The sequence below is a fragment of the Flavobacterium sp. HJ-32-4 genome (assembly GCF_022532105.1).
In the GTDB taxonomy this organism is placed as follows: Bacteria; Bacteroidota; Bacteroidia; order Flavobacteriales; family Flavobacteriaceae; genus Flavobacterium.
Map to the genome: position 1 here is coordinate 2,159,842 of NZ_CP092832.1, position 16,528 is coordinate 2,176,369.

The window sequence follows — 16,528 nt, forward strand, 5'->3', positions numbered from 1 at the left end:
TAACGAATTTCCCCTAACCTCAATCGGCTTTCAACGCGTTCCAGATTGGATCGGAGGGCAACGGTGCTACCAGCGTGATGGGTTCTTTTGACACGGGATGTGTGAAGGCAATCCGGCGCGCGTGCAGGTGGATACCGCCGTCGGGATTGCTGCGGTCGGCGCCGTATTTCAGATCACCTTTGATCGGGCAGCCGATAGCGGCAAGTTGGGCCCGTATCTGGTGGTGCCGACCCGTGTGCAGCTCGATCTCCAAAACGGTGTAATGTTCGAGGAGGTGCAGGGTGCGGTAGTCGAGCAGGGCTTTTTTGCTTTCCGGAACCTCTTTGGTATGGGCTTTTGCCGTATTGCTTTTCGTATTGCGGGTCAGGTAATGCGTCAGCGACCCATCGGGTGGGGTAGGGCGGTTTTTGACCGCGGCCCAGTAGGTTTTCGAAAGTTCCCGTTTCTGGAACAGCGCATTCAGTCGCTCCAACGCTTTGGATGTACGCGCAAACACCACAATTCCCGTGGTAGGGCGGTCAAGGCGGTGCACCACGCCCAAAAATACCTCGCCTGGCTTCTGGTATTTCTCTTTGATATAAGCTTTTACCACATCGCTCAGGGGCGTATCACCCGTTTTGTCGCCCTGCACAATGTCACCCACCCGTTTGTTGACGACAATCAGGTGGTTATCTTCATATAAAACCTGGAGGTTGTGGCTATCTGACCGTAGTTTCATGCGTTAGGGGTAGAAGCGGCAGCCCCCGACGGTAGGAGGGGCTATAGCGGATGACCCGACCCGAGGCCGATGGAGGTTGAAGTGAGAGGAGACGAGGTGCCGAGGGGAACGCCCAAACCATTCCATGCAAAAATAATCAGTATTGTTCCTTTTCGTTCGGGAAGTCACTGCTTTTCACATCGGCAACATATTGTCCGATGGCCCCCGTCATTTGGTCGTAGAGGTTGAGGTAGCGACGGAGGAAGCGCGGACTGAACTCGTTGTTCATCCCCAGCATGTCGTGGATGACCAATACCTGGCCGTCGACATGCCCGCCTGCCCCGATTCCAATGACAGGAATCGTGATTTCTTTTGCCACTTTCGCGGCTAACTGCGCCGGTATTTTTTCAAGTACGAGCGCGAAACAACCCAGTTTTTCGAGTGTTTTCGCGTCTTCCAATAACTTTTCGGCTTCAGCTTCTTCTTTCGCCCGGACGGTGTAGGTACCGAATTTATAGATCGATTGGGGAGTGAGCCCCAGGTGGCCCATAACCGGAATACCGGCGTTGAGTATGCGTTTGATGGATTCTTTGATTTCAGCCCCGCCTTCGAGTTTAACTGCGTGCCCGCCACTTTCTTTCATGATCCGGATGGCGGACCGAAGTGCCTCTTTCGGATCGGATTGGTAGCTGCCGAACGGCAGGTCGACGACCACCAGCGCCCGTTGTGCGGCGCGTACGACGGCCGAGGCGTGGTAGATCATCTGGTCGAGTGTAATAGGCAGCGTCGTTTCGTGTCCGGCCATGACATTCGATGCGGAATCCCCCACGAGGATGACATCGACACCGGCCGTATCGACGATGCGGGCCATGGTAAAATCGTAGGCGGTGAGCATCGAGATTTTCTCGCCGTTGTGTTTCATTTCAATCAGCGAGCGGGTCGTGACGCGTTTGTAATCTTTTTTGGCAACCGACATACGTTCTGTTTTTCGAGAGGTAAAAGTACGGAATGTTTTGTGGATGGTAACGCCGCGCGCGATTTTGTGACGTATAGCCAAACATCTCCCATGAAAGCGATTTTTACCTGCATGGCACTGGCCATGGTAGCACTGGCATCGGCCCAGGAGCAGGAAGTGGAACAGGCCGTAACGGATTTCTTCGTCGCGTTCCATGCCAAAGATACGGTGGCAATGCGGCGCGCTTTCCACAAAGAACTCGCATTACAATCCATCTCTGAAACGCCGAAAGGCCCTGTGGTGACCACCGAGACGGCGAAAGAAATGCTGGCAGCCATAGCCGGCATTCCGGAAGGCGTGGTGTTCGAAGAGCGGCTACTGGCCTGGAAGATCGACATCGATGGCAGCCTGGCCCACGCCTGGGTCACCTACGACTTTTACGTCAATGGGAAACGGAGCCACGGGGGCGTCGATTCATTTACACTGGTAAAGGAAGGGACGGCTGGAGGCTGGAAAATCCTGCATTTGGCGGATACCCGCCACAACTAATCAGGACGTCAATTGCTCGGGAATACTGTTGGGTTCGTACCCAAAGAGGTGGTGCTCTTTAATGAGTTCGGCCACACCTTCCGGCAACATGGCTTCCCAACCCTGGGCACCGCGGGTGATCATCTTGAGCACTTCACGTGAGAAGATGTTCAGGTGACCCGGATCGAACTCTTCGATATCGACCACTTTTCCATTGAACTTGAAGAACTTATATAGCTCTTTCATACGCGGATGCACCTTGAGGTTCTCCGAATTGATGAGTTCGCCCTCTTCGCCCAACATCGGGTAGAGGAATACTTTTAGGTCGCGATAGAACAGTTTTCCAAACGCTTCCAGGATGCCGCCGCTGAGGTGACGGTAGTATTTTTCATCGAAGATATCGACCAGGTTGTTGACACCCATCGCGAGTCCCATGCGGGCTTTGGTGTAGTTGGAGAAGTACTCCACTACTTTAAAGTACTCCTGGAAGTTCGATATCATAACCGTCTGGCCAAGAGAACACAGAAGCTCCGCCCGATCCATGAAGTCGCGTTCGTCGATTTCGCCTTCTGAACGGAGGTTGGACAGGGTGATCTCGAAAATCACCAGCGTATTGTCTTTCTCTACTTTGTTTTCCTGCAGGAACATCTGATACGACTTCTCGTACATGTCCATATTGACTTTCGTCACCGGACGGAAACTGCCGCGGAGTGCCAGGATGTTCTTTTTGTAAAGGATGGCGGCGGGCAATACGTTCTGTCCGTCCGGACCGAACATCACCGCATCGGTCATACCGTTCTTGACGAGTTGCAAGGACATCAGACGGTTGTCGACGTTGGCGAAACGCGGACCAGCGAAATTGATTGTATCAATCTCCAATTGGTCTTTGTCGAGGTGGTCGTAGAGGTACCGCAGTAATTTCTTCGGGTCGTTGTATTTGTAAAACGCGCCGTAGATCAGGTTGACACCCAGTATACCAAGCGTTTCCTGCTGGAGGCGCGCATCGGTTTCCCTGAACCGGATGTGGATGATGATTTCGTTGTAATCTTCGTCAGGTTCGATCTGGTATTTGATGCCGACCCATCCGTGGCCTTTGTATTGTTTGGCGAAATCGATCGTGGCGACCGTATTGGCGTAGCTGAAAAACAGTTTGTTCGGATGTTTTTCGCGTTTGAGGCGTCTTTCAATCAGCGCGACCTCATGTTCGAGCATTTTCTTGAGGCGGCTTTCGGTAACGTAGCGCCCGTCTACTTCCTCGCCGTAAATCGCGTCACTGAAATCTTTGTCATAGGCCGACATCGCTTTCGCTATGGTTCCGGAGGAGCCACCAGCGCGGAAAAAATGACGCACGGTTTCCTGTCCGGCACCGATTTCGGCAAACGTCCCGTAGATGTTTTCGTTCAGGTTGATCCGGAGGGCTTTGTCCTTGGTAGACGGAATCGTCTCGATGACTTTATCACCTTTGAGTTTGATCTCGATGCTCATTCCTTTATCAATACGCAATTAATGCCCAAAGTTAACAAATTCGCGGTTTGGGGAACGGGTTATAGTGTTATTTTTGTACTAAAACCCGGCTGTTTGAAAGTCTATTTCCTTGGTACCGGCACCTCACAGGGTATTCCTGTCATCGGAAGCGATCATCCGGTGTGTCGAAGTGCCGATCCGCGTGATCGCCGCCTTCGTGTATCGGTCTGGATACAAGTGGAAGACGTCTCACTCGTCGTCGACTGCGGCCCCGATTTCCGGCAGCAGATGCTTACCTCAGGCTGCCACCATATCGATGCCCTTCTCTTTACCCACGAACACGCCGACCACACCGCGGGGCTCGACGATATCCGTCCCTATAACTTCCGTCAGGGCGCGATGCCGGTGTATGCCCATCGTCGTGTGCTCGACAATCTCGAGCGCCGCTTCGACTACATCTTTGAAACGGAAAACCGGTATCCGGGTGCGCCGTCGGTCGAAACGTTTGAGATACGGTCGGGGACATCCTTCCAGGTCAAAGGGCTAGACATCCTTCCCATCGATACGCTGCACGGAGATCTTCAGGTGTTCGGGTTTCGTATCGGCGATTTTGCCTATTTGACGGATGTGAAGACCATCGAACCCCGTGAAATGGCGAAATTAGAAGGAGTAAAGGTGTTGGTCGTGAACGCCTTACGATTCGAGCCCCACGCTACGCATTTCAACCTCGACGAAGCGTTGGCCTTCATCCGGCAGATTGCCCCCGAGCGCACCTACCTTACCCACATCAGCCACCATTTCGGTTTTCATGCCGACGTGCAGCACATGTTGCCGGATGGCGTATTTTTGGCCTATGATAATTTAGAAATCACCTTATAACATGAGACGTTCGCTGTATTTATACCTGTTTATCATTGCCGTATTGCTGAACCTGTTCACCTATATGTATTTCACCAAAATGGCGCCCGCCGGTTCATCACCAAACGCGGAATCCTCGACGGCCGATTGCAAGAAATGGCAGGATTCAGTCACGGTGCTGTATAACAAATGGGTCGATGGTGCCTACTTTGATCTGGAAGGCAACCAGCACGCACAGGAGTATTTTGACAACCAAACAACGCCCAATGCCCTGACGCACGATCAGGTTCCGCCGCTCGTCATTGGGAAACTACTCGATTATAACGATGCCCGCGAAGGAAACAAATACACCGGCTACGAACCCATGGACGGGCAGAAGTTCATCATCAACAAAGCGAAAGTTCTGAACCACCGTTGGATCATCGCCGATTTCAGCAACGGCTCCATTTGGGGGGAAGCGTTGATCAAGTACTTTATAAACGACGACAAATCAGTGGATTTCGAACTGGTCGAGTCGGTTATCTATCCGAAAGAACTCGTACAGTGAACAAAGGGGAATCTACAGACGTCAGGGTGCGACTACTTCCGCGTCCGTTCCAGCCAATCCCGCAAATCGAAGAAATTCTGGGGGGCCACACCATGTCCGACCGGATATTCACGGTATTCATTCGTTATGCCCAATTGGTCGAGTGCGGGCTTTGCCTGACGGGCCCAGTCGACCGGAATCACCTGGTCGACACTGCCGTGTGACAGGAAAAAACGCTGGTGCTCAAATGACTGTTGTGCAAAACCTTCGGTCATGAGCGCCGTATTGAGGTAACCACTCAGCGCCGCCACCCGTCGGATTTTAGCCGGATACGACAGCGCCACGGCATGGCTTAGAATACTTCCCTGGCTGAAACCGATCAGCGTCACGTCGTCCGGGTCAATCGGATGCTGGGCCAGCAGTTCGTCAAGGAACGCCACGATGCGGTCACGCGAATCACGGGCTTCGTTCTCATCGGAAAACTTTTCCGGGCCCCGGTCGAAGTAGATGGTATACCACGCAAACCCGCCGTATCCAGTGGAGTAGGGTGCGCGGGCCGAAACCACAAACGCGTCTTGTGGCAATTCTCCGGCAAAAGAAAAAAGGTCTTCCTCATTGCTGCCATAGCCGTGCAACAGCAACAGCAAGGGGTTCTTTTCTTTAAGCGTAGCCGGTTTGCGGATCAGGTGGTACAGCGACATCAGAGGTTTTTAAAGAATTTTTGGAAAAAGGCACCCAACAACGGAACAGGCGTCATGCGTCCGGCCGCGGCCGAGAAAAGTCCGAACGACCACAGCACCCCTACGAAAATATACATCGAAGCGGTGATCATCCAGTTGTCGAAGTTGCTCACCATCAGGCCCAGTGAGACAAATACAATCGAAAGTCCCAAGGCCTGGCGGATATGAAACGACGCGAATTTACTCCGGTCTTCACCGATGTTCATCGACAGCGCAATCAACACCCCCACAATCAGGATATACGCCATAATGGCGGCGGTTTTTCCAGAAGATTCCTTAGTGGCCATTGATCACCAGTTTTTGTTGTGCATACACGCCATACACCCGGCCCTTCATCAGTTGGTTCAGGAAGATGGCATTCTTCGATTTCGACAGTATATCCGTCGCCGAAAACACACGTTCCCCTTTGGTGGTAAACAAGGTCAGCTCGGCTTGTGCGCCCACTGCAACCGTCGGTCGTGGAAGCCCGAAGGCATTCCTTCCGTCCACCAGCTTTGCGACAATCACATCGACAGGCAGCACGTTCAACAAGGCGCCGAACGCGCTTTCGAGTCCGATGGTGCCGCTTTTGGCCAGGTCGAACTCCAGTTTCTTCAGTTCAATATCCAGCGGGTTATGGTCGGAGGTAATCATATCGATGGTACCATCCAAAACCGCTTCCACCAATGCTTTACGGTCGGCCTCCGTGCGAAGCGGAGGGGTGACTTTATAACGCGTATCGAACGAATCGAGGGCTTCATCCGTCAAAACCAAATGGTGCACCGTCACGCTACACGTCACATTCAGTCCCTTGGCCTTGGCTTCCCGTACGAGTGCCACCGAGCGGGCCGTTGACAGGGTCGGAAGGTGCAGACGTCCGCCGGTGTATTCCAGTAAAAAGAGATTGCGCGCCACCTGCAGTTCTTCGGCCAGGGCCGGAATGCCCTTCATGCCGAGCCGCGTGGCGACGATGCCTTCGTTCACAAATCCTTTTCCTTTCAGGTACGCGTCCTGGCAAAACGCGATCACCCGTCCGTCGAAATCCTGCACATATTGCAGTGCCGTTTTCAACAGGTTTGCATTGTCAAGGCTTTTGCCATAGTCGCCAAACGCTACGGCGCCCGCGCGTTGCATATCATAGAGCTCCGCCAGTTCCGCGCCTTCGCTGTTTTTGGTCAGGGCGCCGATAGGGTAGAGGCGGGTGGCCGATCCATGGGCCTGCGTTTGCACAAACCGCACCTGCGACTGGTTGTCGATCACCGGGTAGGAGTTCGGTTGCAGCGCTACCGCCGTGAAGCCGCTGCGTGCCGCGGTGTGGAGTCCATTCGCGATGGTTTCCCGGTCTTCAAAACCCGGTTCACCAAATGAAACGCTGCTGTCGAACCATCCGGGCGACACACAGGCATTGTCGAAAGTCACCGCTTCGTTTGCCGGCGCGTCAAGTCCGGTTCCGATAGCGGTAATGGTTCCATTTTCGATGCGGATGTCGGCCGTTTGTCCGTGATGCGGCCCCGCAGGGTCAACGATCTGTACGTGGCGAAGGGTTACGTTCATGATACAAATTTTTGGATACACACTTCCGTGAGGAGAAAAAGCAGGCCGAGCGCGACAAACCATTTCCAGATTTCATTGTCGGTGCGGTCGGTACGCAGGCGGTCGAACAGCGACTGGGCATCGTCGGCCATGATCTGGCCATCAAGTAATGCAGCGCCATCCGTGGTGAGGTCCCCTTCCGTGCGGGGGTAGTTGAAGCCGATGTTACGCAACAGCGTCCCTTTACTGAAAACCCCAAAGTTCCCGGCTTCCTGCGGATACGCACCGAAGGTCAGCCGTACTTTCGTATTCAGTATCTGTTGCACGGGAATGAAATCCTCGCGCTTGTTCTTCACATTTATGATATCGTCTTTCCCCAATTCCGCTTCCGCTATAAACGGACGGTCGTCGCCGATCGTAAGCGCCGTTACACCCGCATGCCCGCCGTTCTGGGCCATATTATAAAAGGTAGGGACGATGAGTGGTGCATTCTGGAAGTTGCCCGCTGTTTTGTCAAGGGGCGAGGCGAACACATACACCGACGACACCTCCGCAGGCAACGCCACCAGGAACGGCGTCTGGTCGTCAAAACTCAGAGCCGCCGGGGCTGCTGTCGTAATCGGGTAGGCACTCGTCACCTCTGGATATTGGAAGTTCTCGATCTTCTTTTCAAACACCGTCTGGTACAACGGGTGGTTGAACGCAATCTTCGTAATCCGTTTCTTACCCTGCACCGGCGCATTCAACTTGACCGATCCGAATTGTGACAGGAAGGTATTGAGGTTCGCAAGGTTCGCATCCGCCGCCGGAATCACCACCAGGTTCCCGCCCCGTGAAACGAAGTCCTTTAAGGTGGTTTGCAACGCCTGTGGCAACTCCCGTGGTTCGTTCAGGATGATGGCGTCCTGGTTTTCGATGCGATTGTAGTCGAGCGCGCCGACCGGTACGTTCGCGTAATCGAATTCATCTTCCGTATAAATACGTTTCAGGAAGCCCGCTTTGGCGTCGTCGCCGAGGCTCATCACCGCCGTCCGTTTGGGTTGGGTGATGGCGAAATACAACGCGTTGTCGTAAACGAGTCCTTTGTCTTCGATTTCCACAAAACCGTTGAAGTCTTTTTTTGGGATGTTGAACCGCAGCGTCTTCTCCGACAGTTCCTTCCGCACCAGCGTTTTCGCTACCAGGCTGCCGTTATCGAAAAGCGAGATCGGGATGTCGTGTTCGATCGTGCCCTGCGCCGACAACGCCACTTCAATCTCGTAGAAGTTGTCGAGCACCTGCGTGACGTAGACGCTGTCGACCGATACATTGCTTTTTTGCTCCGCCTCCGGCACGATGAAATATGTATTCGCGTTCTTGTCAATACTTTCAAGATCACGCTTGGTGATGCCGTGGCCGTCGGTGATGACGAGGATGTCTTTCTTATACGGACTGTGGTGCGCTTTTACCCGCGCCATCATCGCCTCAAGGCTGAACGGCAGGGCCGAGTAGTGCAGTTGCTGCAGGTCGCGGCGGATCGAACGGATGTCGGTATTCCAATAGTCGTCTGTGTTGGTCAGCAGCGAAAACGACTGGTCTTCGGGCGTGTGGGCCAGTAGGTCTTCGACAGCGCGGCGCATCAGTTCGCCTTTTTGCCCTTTGGCCTGCATCGAATACGAATTATCGAGGAGGATGAACAGCTCGTTTGTGCTGGTGTTCTTTTCCTTCGCCTCAAAAAACGGTTGGGCAAAGGCGAAGACCACAGCCGCCAACAACAGACAGCGGGTCGCCAGCAACAGCCATTTCTTTAGTTGCGAACTCTTCCGGGTTTGTACCGACAGTTGTTGTAAAAAGCGCACATTCGTGAAATATTCTTTTCGAAACCGGCGCAACTGGAAGAGGTGCACCAGGATGGGGATGAGCAGCAGGAAAAGAAAGTAAAGTATCTCAGGATGTTTGAAATGCACTTTGGTGGATTTTAGTCCTGCATCCGATAACGGACACCGGACGTTGGGTAGCGTACTAAATTTGTCAAAAATACTACTTTTTTCTTTTTTTCTTGCCGTAAATTCGGGCCGTGAAACCGAGAATTCATCATGAAACGACGTATCTTCTTCGCCCTTTTTGCCGCTGTTTCCACCCTGACAGCCTCCGCCCAGAAAATCACCCTCCTGGTAGGCACCTATACCAACGAATGCAACAGCAACGGTATCTATGCATATGACTATTATACCACCAGCGGCACGGCCGTAGAGCGCTCGTCGACACAAGGCGTGGTGAACCCGAGTTTCCTCACGTATGATCCCGCCGGTTTCGTGTATGCTGTCAACGAAAACGGCGCCGACAGCAAGGCCAGCGCCTTCACGTTTGACAAGTCGACGGCGGCTTTTCGTTTCCTGGGGAGCCAGCCCACCAACGGAGCCGATCCGTGTTATATCCTGGCCGACGACAAAAACGTCATCACAGCCAATTACTCCGGCGGCAGCCTTACCGTCTTCCGTCGCAATCCTGATGGGAGTTTGTCGGCACCGGCACAGGTGATCCCGCACCGTGGTCGTGGCACCAACCCGCAGCGTCAGGAAAAGTCGCACATCCACCAGGTGCAGTTCACACCCGATCGCAAATATGTAGTGGTGAACGACCTCGGCACCGACCAGATCTATCTCTATCGTTATTATCCTGTGGCCGAAAAAGGCATCCTAATGCTGCAGGAAGCGATTCCGGTGAAACCCGGTTCCGGCCCGCGGCACCTGGCGTTCAGTCCGAAAGGCGAATTCGCCTATTTGCTACAGGAACTCGACGGCACCATCACCACGTTTAGCTATCGTAACGGCGTATTCAAACGCCTGCGTGAAGATTCAGTAGTTCCGACTGGATTTACCGGGCAGATTGGCGCGGCTGACATCCATGTGTCGCCAGACGGACGTTACCTTTATGCCACCAACCGCGGTTCGGCGAACGATATTTCGATTTATGCATTGGGACCCGACGGACTGCCGCAGTTCCGGAAACGGATTCCCACCAAAGGGGAAGGACCGCGCAACTTTGCGTTTGACCCGAGTGGGAACTTCCTGTTGGTCGCCAACCAAAAAACAAGCAACATCACCGTGTTCAAGGTCGACCGCATTTCAGGCGACCTGACCGACACCGGCAACACCATCAAGGTCTGCTCACCGGTGTGTTTGGTGTTCGTGCCGTAAACGACACTTTATTTTTTCTTCTTTTTCGCCGCCCGGGCTTTCAGTAGTCCGCGGTTGACCGATCCGGTTTTTTTCTTGGTTTTGCCCGGTCCGCCCAGGTTCACCTTTTTGTTGTGGGTGGCTTTTTCGTGGAAGGCCGTCCCGCTGTCTTCCGAACGTGCCTTCTTCGACAAATTCTTGATTTTCTGCCGCTCCTTTTCAAACGGCATCAGCTTGTCGGATACTTCCACGGCCTCCGGTAGCGGGGTCGTTGGGATTTCTTTGTCCATCAGCATTTCCGCCTCGATCTTCGCTTCTTCTTCCTTAGGGGTAAAGAACGAGATCGCCACACCTTCCGCCTGCGCACGCCCCGTACGGCCGATGCGGTGGATATACAGCTCGGGTGTTTCGGGGATGTCGAAGTTGAGTACGTGGGTAATGGCCGGAATATCGAGTCCGCGCGACATCACGTCGGTGGTGATGATGCCCCGGATGTCGCCGTTTCGGAAATCCGCCATGGTGTTCAGGCGGTAGTTCTGCGATTTATTCGAGTGGATCAGGCCGAATTGTCCGGGGAACTGTTCCTCCAGCCGTTCGTGCAGCAAATCGGCGATGCGTTTGTTGTTGAGGAAGACCAGCAGGCGCGTCATATCCGGTTCGGTTTCGAGCAGATGCGCGAGCAGGGCGATTTTGGTATTGAAGTTCGGCACGGCATACATCACCTGCCGGATGCTTTCAAGGGGCGTGCCCGAAGGCGCGAGGCTGACTTCTTCTGGGAAATCGAAGTACTCGTCGAGCATCTCGTCGACTTCTTCAGTCATGGTGGCCGAGAAGAGGATGTTCTGTCGTTTTGGACGCATCATCGTCAGGATCGACGTCAGTTGCGGACGGAAGCCCAGGTTGAGCATTTCGTCGAACTCGTCTATGACCAGCTTGGCCGTTTCGTCAAAGCGGATGACGTTGTCAAGGGCGAGGTCCATGACGCGGCCGGGGGTGCCGACCAATAGGTCAACGCCTTCGTAGACCGCGGTTTTCTGGGTGTTGATGTTCACGCCTCCGTAGATGCCGAGGATGCGCACCGACATATACTTCGCCAGTTTGGCGGCTTCGTCGGCCACCTGCACCACGAGTTCGCGGGTGGGTACCAGGATGACGATCTTGGGCGTATGGGTGGGCGTGAAGCGGTATTGCTTGAGAAGGGGCAACAGATAGGCAAAGGTTTTTCCGGTGCCGGTTTGGGCGATGCCCATGACGTCGCGCCCCGACATAACTACCGGAAACGCGCGCTCCTGTATGGGAGTGGGTTGGGAAAGTCCGAGTTCATCAACGGCTTTCTGCAGCGACTTGGGAAGGGCAAACGATTCGAAGGACATAAGGGAAATTTGGGCAAAGATAGGGAGTTAATTAGCGAATTAGCCAATTAGCGAATTAGCGAATGGGTGGCTGGGACTTTTGTTCTAGGGGTTGAAGCTAGGTCGGAAGAAGGGAATTAGATAATTAGACAATTAGAAAATTAGATAATGGGGTGGAGAGGTGGCGGGGACTTGTGTTCTAAGGGTTGAAGTTGGGTGGGAAGAGGGAATTAGATAATTAGCGAATTAGCGAATGAGTCAATTAGCGAATGGGTAACTGGGACTTATGTTCTAAGGGTTGGAGCTGGGTCGGGAGAAGGAATTAGATAATTAGAAAATTAGAAAATGAGATAATGGGGTGGAGAGGTAGCTGGAACTTATGGTCTAGGGGTTGAAGCTGGGTCGGAAGAGGGGAATTAGACAATTAGAAAATGAGATAATGGTGCTTCTAGCGGGGAGTGGCTTCTTTGGAGGGACGTGGGGGAGGTGCAAGCCCGATTGAGAAAGGGGTTATGGAGAGGCAGCCTGACAGCGGATGCGCAAATGACGCTTCGGGTGAATAGCCTCTACCAAGAGACGTGATGGGAGGCCCCACCGAATATAGAAAGGTGTTCGTATGGTAGTCCGCCAATTTACGGCAGCAACAGCGGTCCGAACGTGACCAGCCACAGGTAGTAGCCGGCGGAGCAGCCGAGGGCCATGGCGAGGACGAAGGTGGTGCGTTGGGCGCGGGGTACGACCACGAAGCACACTACCACCAGTACCACCAGGCCGATGACGGCAGTAGGAAGAAGGGTGGTGCCATAGGGCCAATTCAGGTAACGATCGATGCGGGATTCGTCGCCGCGGGAGCGGAAGGTGCCTTTATGGAGGTAACGCCATAGCCCAAACGAGGCATTGAACACCTGCCGCAGCCAGAAAAGCGACAGGAATACGGCCACCCATTGCCGTACGCTCAGGGCCGTGGCGTTGGCAAACGAACGGCGGTTCACATACAGCAGGAGCAACCCCGTCGTGCCGATGGCGAGGGTTGAGCCCACGCCTCCCAGCAAAATACAAAACGAATCGTCGTGGGTAATTTCGCCCCTATCGCCGAACGACACAGAACCGTAATGCAGGAAGGCCTCGTGCCCCAACAGTTCCGCTACCATAAAATGCCCACCTTCATGCAGCAACGTACCCACGACGGTAGCCGCTATAAACGCGAGGGTGAGGTAGAGGAGGAGTTTGGGGTGGAGGGGCATTAGAGTTGCAAACGTGAGGTGTTTGAAGAATTAGATAATTAGAAAATGAGACAATGAGCGGCACAGGGTCGAATCGATGGCTTCTCTGGGCATCAGGCTATCCAGGTAGATGCGGGGCGGAAGGAGGGGCTGACGCGACCTGTGGTGGCGGGAGTGCGGCAAAGTCGGAACGCCAACTTCATACCTACGAACAATAGCGGCTAGCAGACCCTTTTACTTTTTACGCAACCTTAGATTTTTTTTTCTATTGTAATAAAAGATTATGGCATGACTAATCAAACCTCCTATTCCAATATATACTAATGTACTTTCTTTATTTTCATACTCAGTTTTAGAGAGTAAAACTTCAGTTCCTTTCTCAATTTGAATTACATTACTATTCACATTTTCTCTTCGATTAGCTTTACCGCTGACATACACCGTAATACTATCACCCGCTTTTACAAGTTGTAATAAGTCTTCGTATTTCCCTGAGAATCGATAAACACCAACTTTTTCATCAAGGTATTTCAGTTTTATATAGAATACATCGGATGTTCTTCCTTTGCTTCCGTAATGAATGTCTATTCCTGAATGCTCGACGACACCAGAAATTCTGTTTACTTTTTCTAGATCAATATTTTGTTTATCAATTCCAATTTTGATTAGCAGGACGTACAAAAAAGAAAGCGCTATAAGTAAGGTGCTTGACAGGAAATATTTTGATTTTTGGCTTAATTTCATTTGCTACAGTTCGTGTTGAAAAATGTCTGCTAACTACTTGAAATAGCGGGGCGGAGGATCGCGTACGGTGGCTTAACCGTCCCGTCAATTTCCAATTCCCTCCTTACAGCGTTTCCTTAAAAGTTCGATTCGGGCTTTCCAACCCTCAATTTCATTTCCACAACCTATAGGGCCTGGGTATGCCGCATGCCGTTCCAAATAACTCAAGGCTTTTTTATACTCGTTTTTTTTAAGGTAGACATACGTAAGATAAAGGCAGGAATAGGAGATTTCCCGCGTTGTTGCATCGTTCCTAAGCAAGACATTCTCAAGATCGGTCAGCGCGGTTTCCTTATCGAGGTTATACTCAATCTCCCCTTTAAGAAAAAGGGCTCTTGTGTAATACTCAGAGTTAGTGTCATCGAGGATATCTTTCAGATAATCCATCGCCTGGCCAGACAAACCTACTTCAAAAACCTTGGTGGTTTCCGGATTTAACTCGCCGTAGTGGTCATTATAAACGAGGTAAAAAGAGTCGATCAACGCAGACGCTTTTTCGAACAGCAATTTGTCGTCGCACTGTGCCTTGACAAGCGATGGGTACAAGTAAACCGCAAACAGTGTAAATAGTAAACCTTTCATAGTGTTAAGTATTCCTGTGCTTAGTACCTCTATAGTACCACGTCTCGATTGTTTCTTCCCCGATGGCGCGAGCGTCACGCTCGTGCTAAGATAACTAATTGTGTGAAGCGTCATATGTGAGCTTTTTGCTTTTGAACAGTGACGATTTGGGCTGTGTCATTTCAACATAGTTTCGTGACGTTTGCTATGTTCGGCGGGTGGTAGATATAAAACAGCACGAGCGTGACGCTCGCGCTAGCGGGGGAAAGTCTTTTTAAAACTTCACGAAAAAAACTTTATAATTTACTAATCGAGAAAGATTACTCAATCAATAGTTTCACTTCGATGAAGCTTATTCAATTGCTCTAGTACAGACTTAGGATTTTTTAAAAATTAACAAAAAATTAATACTGATAAAGAAAGTATACGATCGATTGCATAATAGCTTTACGATAGTATTTTAAGCATATTTAAAAATCAAACTAATTCTTATGAAAATCTTTAGAACTTTAGCAATTCTATTTGTAGCTGCAAGCATTGCCTCTTGTGAATCGGAAAATTCGCAAGCAAATTATGAAACCGCAGACTTTACGCAAGTACAACTCAATTCAATGAAAAGTTATTTTGAGACGACAATAATGAATTCAAGTTATTTTCAAACTCACAAAGCATATTCGCAAGCCTTTGCGAATAAGATTTATGGGTCTGGAGCAGACATGTCGTCCAGAACGAAATTTCAAACATGGCTGACTTCTAACTTGTCGAAGACAAGATTTACTAGTGTTTCGGCTGGAATGACAGCTTTGGATAACGTGTTATCGAGCGGCGACAATTTAAGAGGCACATTTGCAAGTTTTTATAATGATTTATCTACTTTAAATAGCCATGATTTTAATTTTGTTATAGGAGCTTCCTACTCTGACCCTGAACCAATTAATAATTTAACACCTTGTCAACAAGGCTGCGCAAATAACATGGATATTGAATATGAAATGGCGGAATTATTCTACAATTCTATGATGACTTCTAGTGACCAATTTACTAGGAACACGTCTTATACAATTTATTACACTTCTTTAAATGAAGCAAACGAAAGTTTTAATGACTGCATGGGTGATTGCCATTAAATTTAGCCAATGAAATTTTTAATATTCGTAGTCCTAATTTGTTTCAATTCTTTTGGTCAAGCCATAGGTCACATAGAAAAAGTCAAGTTAGATTCGATTGAAGTCATTAAAGCCCGAGAGCTTTGCGAAAAGATGGTTCAAAGTGAGACTTTTCGCCAACGGAGAACTTTAACTATGGAATTTGCCAATGCCTTGCCCAGGGGGGTTACTGCAAAAGACATCTCAACAGATGAAGAGTTTGTAAAATATATAACAGCTAATCTTAGCTTGAGCAAATTTAAGAGTTTGGATGAAGCGCTTTCACGGAGGAAGATTTTGCTTGATTTTGAAACGAAATTAAAGTCTGAAAATACGCAGCTGTATTCGCTATTGGAGCGAGCAAATCTAGACCAACTAAAGTTTATTAACGCTCCAATATTTGAAAGACCTTTTTAAATAAAAAATAAAATAATGATTAAGCGCCCTTAAAGGCGCTTTTTTTGTCGCACGCTGGCGCATGCGCCACGTGCGTACCTAACTATTTAATCACAAAATACAAACTATCTGCCCGACTCGCGGGTGGCGCCCGACAAGCAGCGCGCTACACCTACACCGTTTTGTTATACCACGACAGGTTGAGCAGGTGCCGCAGGTTTTTCGTGCGGGCCTCATAGGGCGCGGTATAGAGGTAGCAGCCTCTTTCATTCCGTTTGAAGAACACCTCCTTTCCTTCGAGAAATCGGCCCGCTTCGTAGCTCCATTCCCAGGTGAAGATCCGACGTTTGTATTTTTCGATCACCTCTACTACCTGCTCGAGGGTGAGTTTCGCCGGCGCCGTAACCCCCGGATCGAGAAACTTGTGTATGGCATAATGGGTGACGCGGTTTGATTCTGTCCATATCCCCGAAATGAAGCAGATGGTTACTGGTTTTTTGTAGTGGCCTTGCATAGGCGCAAAGTTCCGGACAAGTACGATTACAAACCGTTACTTTTTGGGTACAAATTATAGCATTAACACAAGGGGTAGGCGGGGTGATGGAAGGTGGGCACGAGCGTGACGCTCCC

18 protein-coding genes are annotated in these 16,528 nt (G+C 50.9%); 6 read left to right on the forward strand and 12 right to left on the reverse strand.

The window, feature by feature from the left end:
- Window positions 1–19: 19 nt before the first annotated feature.
- Together MKO97_RS09000 and panB are read right to left on the reverse strand one after the other, a co-directional pair.
- Window positions 20–718: an RluA family pseudouridine synthase gene (locus tag MKO97_RS09000; RefSeq protein WP_241102882.1), complete on the reverse strand. Its 699-nt coding sequence runs from the start codon at window positions 716–718 to the stop codon at window positions 20–22.
- 136 nt (window positions 719–854) lie between these two features.
- Window positions 855–1,673: a 3-methyl-2-oxobutanoate hydroxymethyltransferase gene (gene panB, locus MKO97_RS09005; protein ID WP_241102883.1), complete on the reverse strand. Its 819-nt coding sequence runs from the start codon at window positions 1,671–1,673 to the stop codon at window positions 855–857.
- 90 nt (window positions 1,674–1,763) lie between these two features.
- Between panB and MKO97_RS09010 the strand changes: the two genes are divergently transcribed.
- Window positions 1,764–2,201 carry a nuclear transport factor 2 family protein gene (locus MKO97_RS09010; RefSeq protein ID WP_241102884.1) on the forward strand — a complete coding sequence of 146 codons (438 nt, stop codon included), beginning with the start codon at window positions 1,764–1,766 and terminating at the stop codon, window positions 2,199–2,201.
- Here MKO97_RS09010 and MKO97_RS09015 read toward each other — a convergent pair whose 3' ends face one another.
- Window positions 2,202–3,665, reverse strand: coding sequence for a TonB-dependent receptor (locus MKO97_RS09015; RefSeq protein WP_241102885.1), 1,464 nt, complete (start codon window positions 3,663–3,665; stop codon window positions 2,202–2,204).
- A gap of 93 nt (window positions 3,666–3,758) precedes the next feature.
- On the opposite strand from MKO97_RS09015, the gene MKO97_RS09020 reads away from it, so the two are divergent.
- The gene (locus tag MKO97_RS09020) at window positions 3,759–4,523 is read left to right on the forward strand and encodes an MBL fold metallo-hydrolase (protein WP_241102886.1); all 765 of its coding nucleotides are present in this window, start codon (window positions 3,759–3,761) and stop codon (window positions 4,521–4,523) included.
- Between the two features lies 1 nt (window position 4,524).
- Window positions 4,525–5,049 (forward strand): hypothetical protein, encoded by a 525-nt coding sequence (locus tag MKO97_RS09025; protein WP_241102887.1) that lies wholly within the window; start codon window positions 4,525–4,527, stop codon window positions 5,047–5,049.
- A gap of 32 nt (window positions 5,050–5,081) precedes the next feature.
- Here MKO97_RS09025 and MKO97_RS09030 read toward each other — a convergent pair whose 3' ends face one another.
- The 4 genes from MKO97_RS09030 to MKO97_RS09045 are packed head-to-tail and all read right to left on the reverse strand — an operon-like array spanning window position 5,082 to window position 9,226.
- Window positions 5,082–5,729, reverse strand: a complete 648-nt coding sequence (locus MKO97_RS09030; RefSeq protein WP_241102888.1) for an alpha/beta hydrolase — start codon at window positions 5,727–5,729, stop codon at window positions 5,082–5,084.
- A complete protein-coding gene (locus MKO97_RS09035) occupies window positions 5,729–6,055 on the reverse strand; it encodes a hypothetical protein (RefSeq protein ID WP_241102889.1) in 327 nt (108 codons plus the stop codon). Before MKO97_RS09035 ends, MKO97_RS09030 begins: the two co-directional genes overlap by 1 nt.
- The gene (locus MKO97_RS09040) at window positions 6,045–7,301 is read right to left on the reverse strand and encodes a dihydroorotase family protein (protein ID WP_241102890.1); all 1,257 of its coding nucleotides are present in this window, start codon (window positions 7,299–7,301) and stop codon (window positions 6,045–6,047) included. Before MKO97_RS09040 ends, MKO97_RS09035 begins: the two co-directional genes overlap by 11 nt.
- Entirely contained in the window at window positions 7,298–9,226 is a 1,929-nt protein-coding gene (locus MKO97_RS09045; RefSeq protein ID WP_241102891.1) for a BatA domain-containing protein, read from the reverse strand. The genes MKO97_RS09040 and MKO97_RS09045 overlap by 4 nt, the downstream gene beginning before the upstream one ends.
- 129 nt (window positions 9,227–9,355) lie before the next feature.
- On the opposite strand from MKO97_RS09045, the gene MKO97_RS09050 reads away from it, so the two are divergent.
- Window positions 9,356–10,459, forward strand: a complete 1,104-nt coding sequence (locus MKO97_RS09050) for a lactonase family protein (protein WP_241102892.1) — start codon at window positions 9,356–9,358, stop codon at window positions 10,457–10,459.
- 8 nt (window positions 10,460–10,467) lie between these two features.
- Here the strand turns inward: MKO97_RS09050 and MKO97_RS09055 are convergent, their stop codons facing one another.
- The 4 genes from MKO97_RS09055 to MKO97_RS09070 form a co-directional block, all read right to left on the reverse strand.
- On the reverse strand, window positions 10,468–11,811 hold the full coding sequence (locus MKO97_RS09055) for a DEAD/DEAH box helicase (protein WP_241102893.1): 1,344 nt from the start codon (window positions 11,809–11,811) through the stop codon (window positions 10,468–10,470).
- A gap of 611 nt (window positions 11,812–12,422) precedes the next feature.
- Entirely contained in the window at window positions 12,423–13,034 is a 612-nt protein-coding gene (locus MKO97_RS09060) for a hypothetical protein (RefSeq protein ID WP_241102894.1), read from the reverse strand.
- A 213-nt stretch (window positions 13,035–13,247) separates the two neighbouring features.
- Window positions 13,248–13,757: a hypothetical protein gene (locus MKO97_RS09065; protein ID WP_241102895.1), complete on the reverse strand. Its 510-nt coding sequence runs from the start codon at window positions 13,755–13,757 to the stop codon at window positions 13,248–13,250.
- 84 nt (window positions 13,758–13,841) lie between these two features.
- Window positions 13,842–14,378 (reverse strand): tol-pal system YbgF family protein, encoded by a 537-nt coding sequence (locus MKO97_RS09070; protein ID WP_241102896.1) that lies wholly within the window; start codon window positions 14,376–14,378, stop codon window positions 13,842–13,844.
- Window positions 14,379–14,848: 470 nt separating this feature from the next.
- Here MKO97_RS09070 and MKO97_RS09075 point away from each other — a divergent pair, with 470 nt between their 5' ends.
- Together MKO97_RS09075 and MKO97_RS09080 are read left to right on the forward strand one after the other, a co-directional pair.
- Window positions 14,849–15,484, forward strand: coding sequence for a hypothetical protein (locus tag MKO97_RS09075; RefSeq protein ID WP_241102897.1), 636 nt, complete (start codon window positions 14,849–14,851; stop codon window positions 15,482–15,484).
- Between the two features lie 9 nt (window positions 15,485–15,493).
- On the forward strand, window positions 15,494–15,919 hold the full coding sequence (locus tag MKO97_RS09080; protein ID WP_241102898.1) for a hypothetical protein: 426 nt from the start codon (window positions 15,494–15,496) through the stop codon (window positions 15,917–15,919).
- Window positions 15,920–16,070: 151 nt separating this feature from the next.
- Here MKO97_RS09080 and MKO97_RS09085 read toward each other — a convergent pair whose 3' ends face one another.
- A complete protein-coding gene (locus MKO97_RS09085) occupies window positions 16,071–16,412 on the reverse strand; it encodes a hypothetical protein (RefSeq protein WP_241102899.1) in 342 nt (113 codons plus the stop codon).
- Window positions 16,413–16,528: the final 116 nt, after the last annotated feature.

Bases quoted from the DNA above. Each gene is read 5' to 3' on its own strand.
- MKO97_RS09080 (WP_241102898.1), top strand. From the start codon at position 15,494: ATGAAATTTTTAATATTCGTAGTCCTAATTTGTTTCAATTCTTTTGGT.
- MKO97_RS09000 (WP_241102882.1), bottom strand. From the start codon at position 718: ATGAAACTACGGTCAGATAGCCACAACCTCCAGGTTTTATATGAAGAT.
- MKO97_RS09025 (WP_241102887.1), top strand. From the start codon at position 4,525: ATGAGACGTTCGCTGTATTTATACCTGTTTATCATTGCCGTATTGCTG.
- MKO97_RS09015 (WP_241102885.1), bottom strand. From the start codon at position 3,665: ATGAGCATCGAGATCAAACTCAAAGGTGATAAAGTCATCGAGACGATT.
- MKO97_RS09085 (WP_241102899.1), bottom strand. From the start codon at position 16,412: ATGCAAGGCCACTACAAAAAACCAGTAACCATCTGCTTCATTTCGGGG.
- MKO97_RS09030 (WP_241102888.1), bottom strand. From the start codon at position 5,729: ATGTCGCTGTACCACCTGATCCGCAAACCGGCTACGCTTAAAGAAAAG.
- MKO97_RS09070 (WP_241102896.1), bottom strand. From the start codon at position 14,378: ATGAAAGGTTTACTATTTACACTGTTTGCGGTTTACTTGTACCCATCG.
- panB (WP_241102883.1), bottom strand. From the start codon at position 1,673: ATGTCGGTTGCCAAAAAAGATTACAAACGCGTCACGACCCGCTCGCTG.
- MKO97_RS09040 (WP_241102890.1), bottom strand. From the start codon at position 7,301: ATGAACGTAACCCTTCGCCACGTACAGATCGTTGACCCTGCGGGGCCG.
- MKO97_RS09055 (WP_241102893.1), bottom strand. From the start codon at position 11,811: ATGTCCTTCGAATCGTTTGCCCTTCCCAAGTCGCTGCAGAAAGCCGTT.
- MKO97_RS09060 (WP_241102894.1), bottom strand. From the start codon at position 13,034: ATGCCCCTCCACCCCAAACTCCTCCTCTACCTCACCCTCGCGTTTATA.
- MKO97_RS09010 (WP_241102884.1), top strand. From the start codon at position 1,764: ATGAAAGCGATTTTTACCTGCATGGCACTGGCCATGGTAGCACTGGCA.
- MKO97_RS09065 (WP_241102895.1), bottom strand. From the start codon at position 13,757: ATGAAATTAAGCCAAAAATCAAAATATTTCCTGTCAAGCACCTTACTT.
- MKO97_RS09050 (WP_241102892.1), top strand. From the start codon at position 9,356: ATGAAACGACGTATCTTCTTCGCCCTTTTTGCCGCTGTTTCCACCCTG.
- MKO97_RS09035 (WP_241102889.1), bottom strand. From the start codon at position 6,055: ATGGCCACTAAGGAATCTTCTGGAAAAACCGCCGCCATTATGGCGTAT.
- MKO97_RS09075 (WP_241102897.1), top strand. From the start codon at position 14,849: ATGAAAATCTTTAGAACTTTAGCAATTCTATTTGTAGCTGCAAGCATT.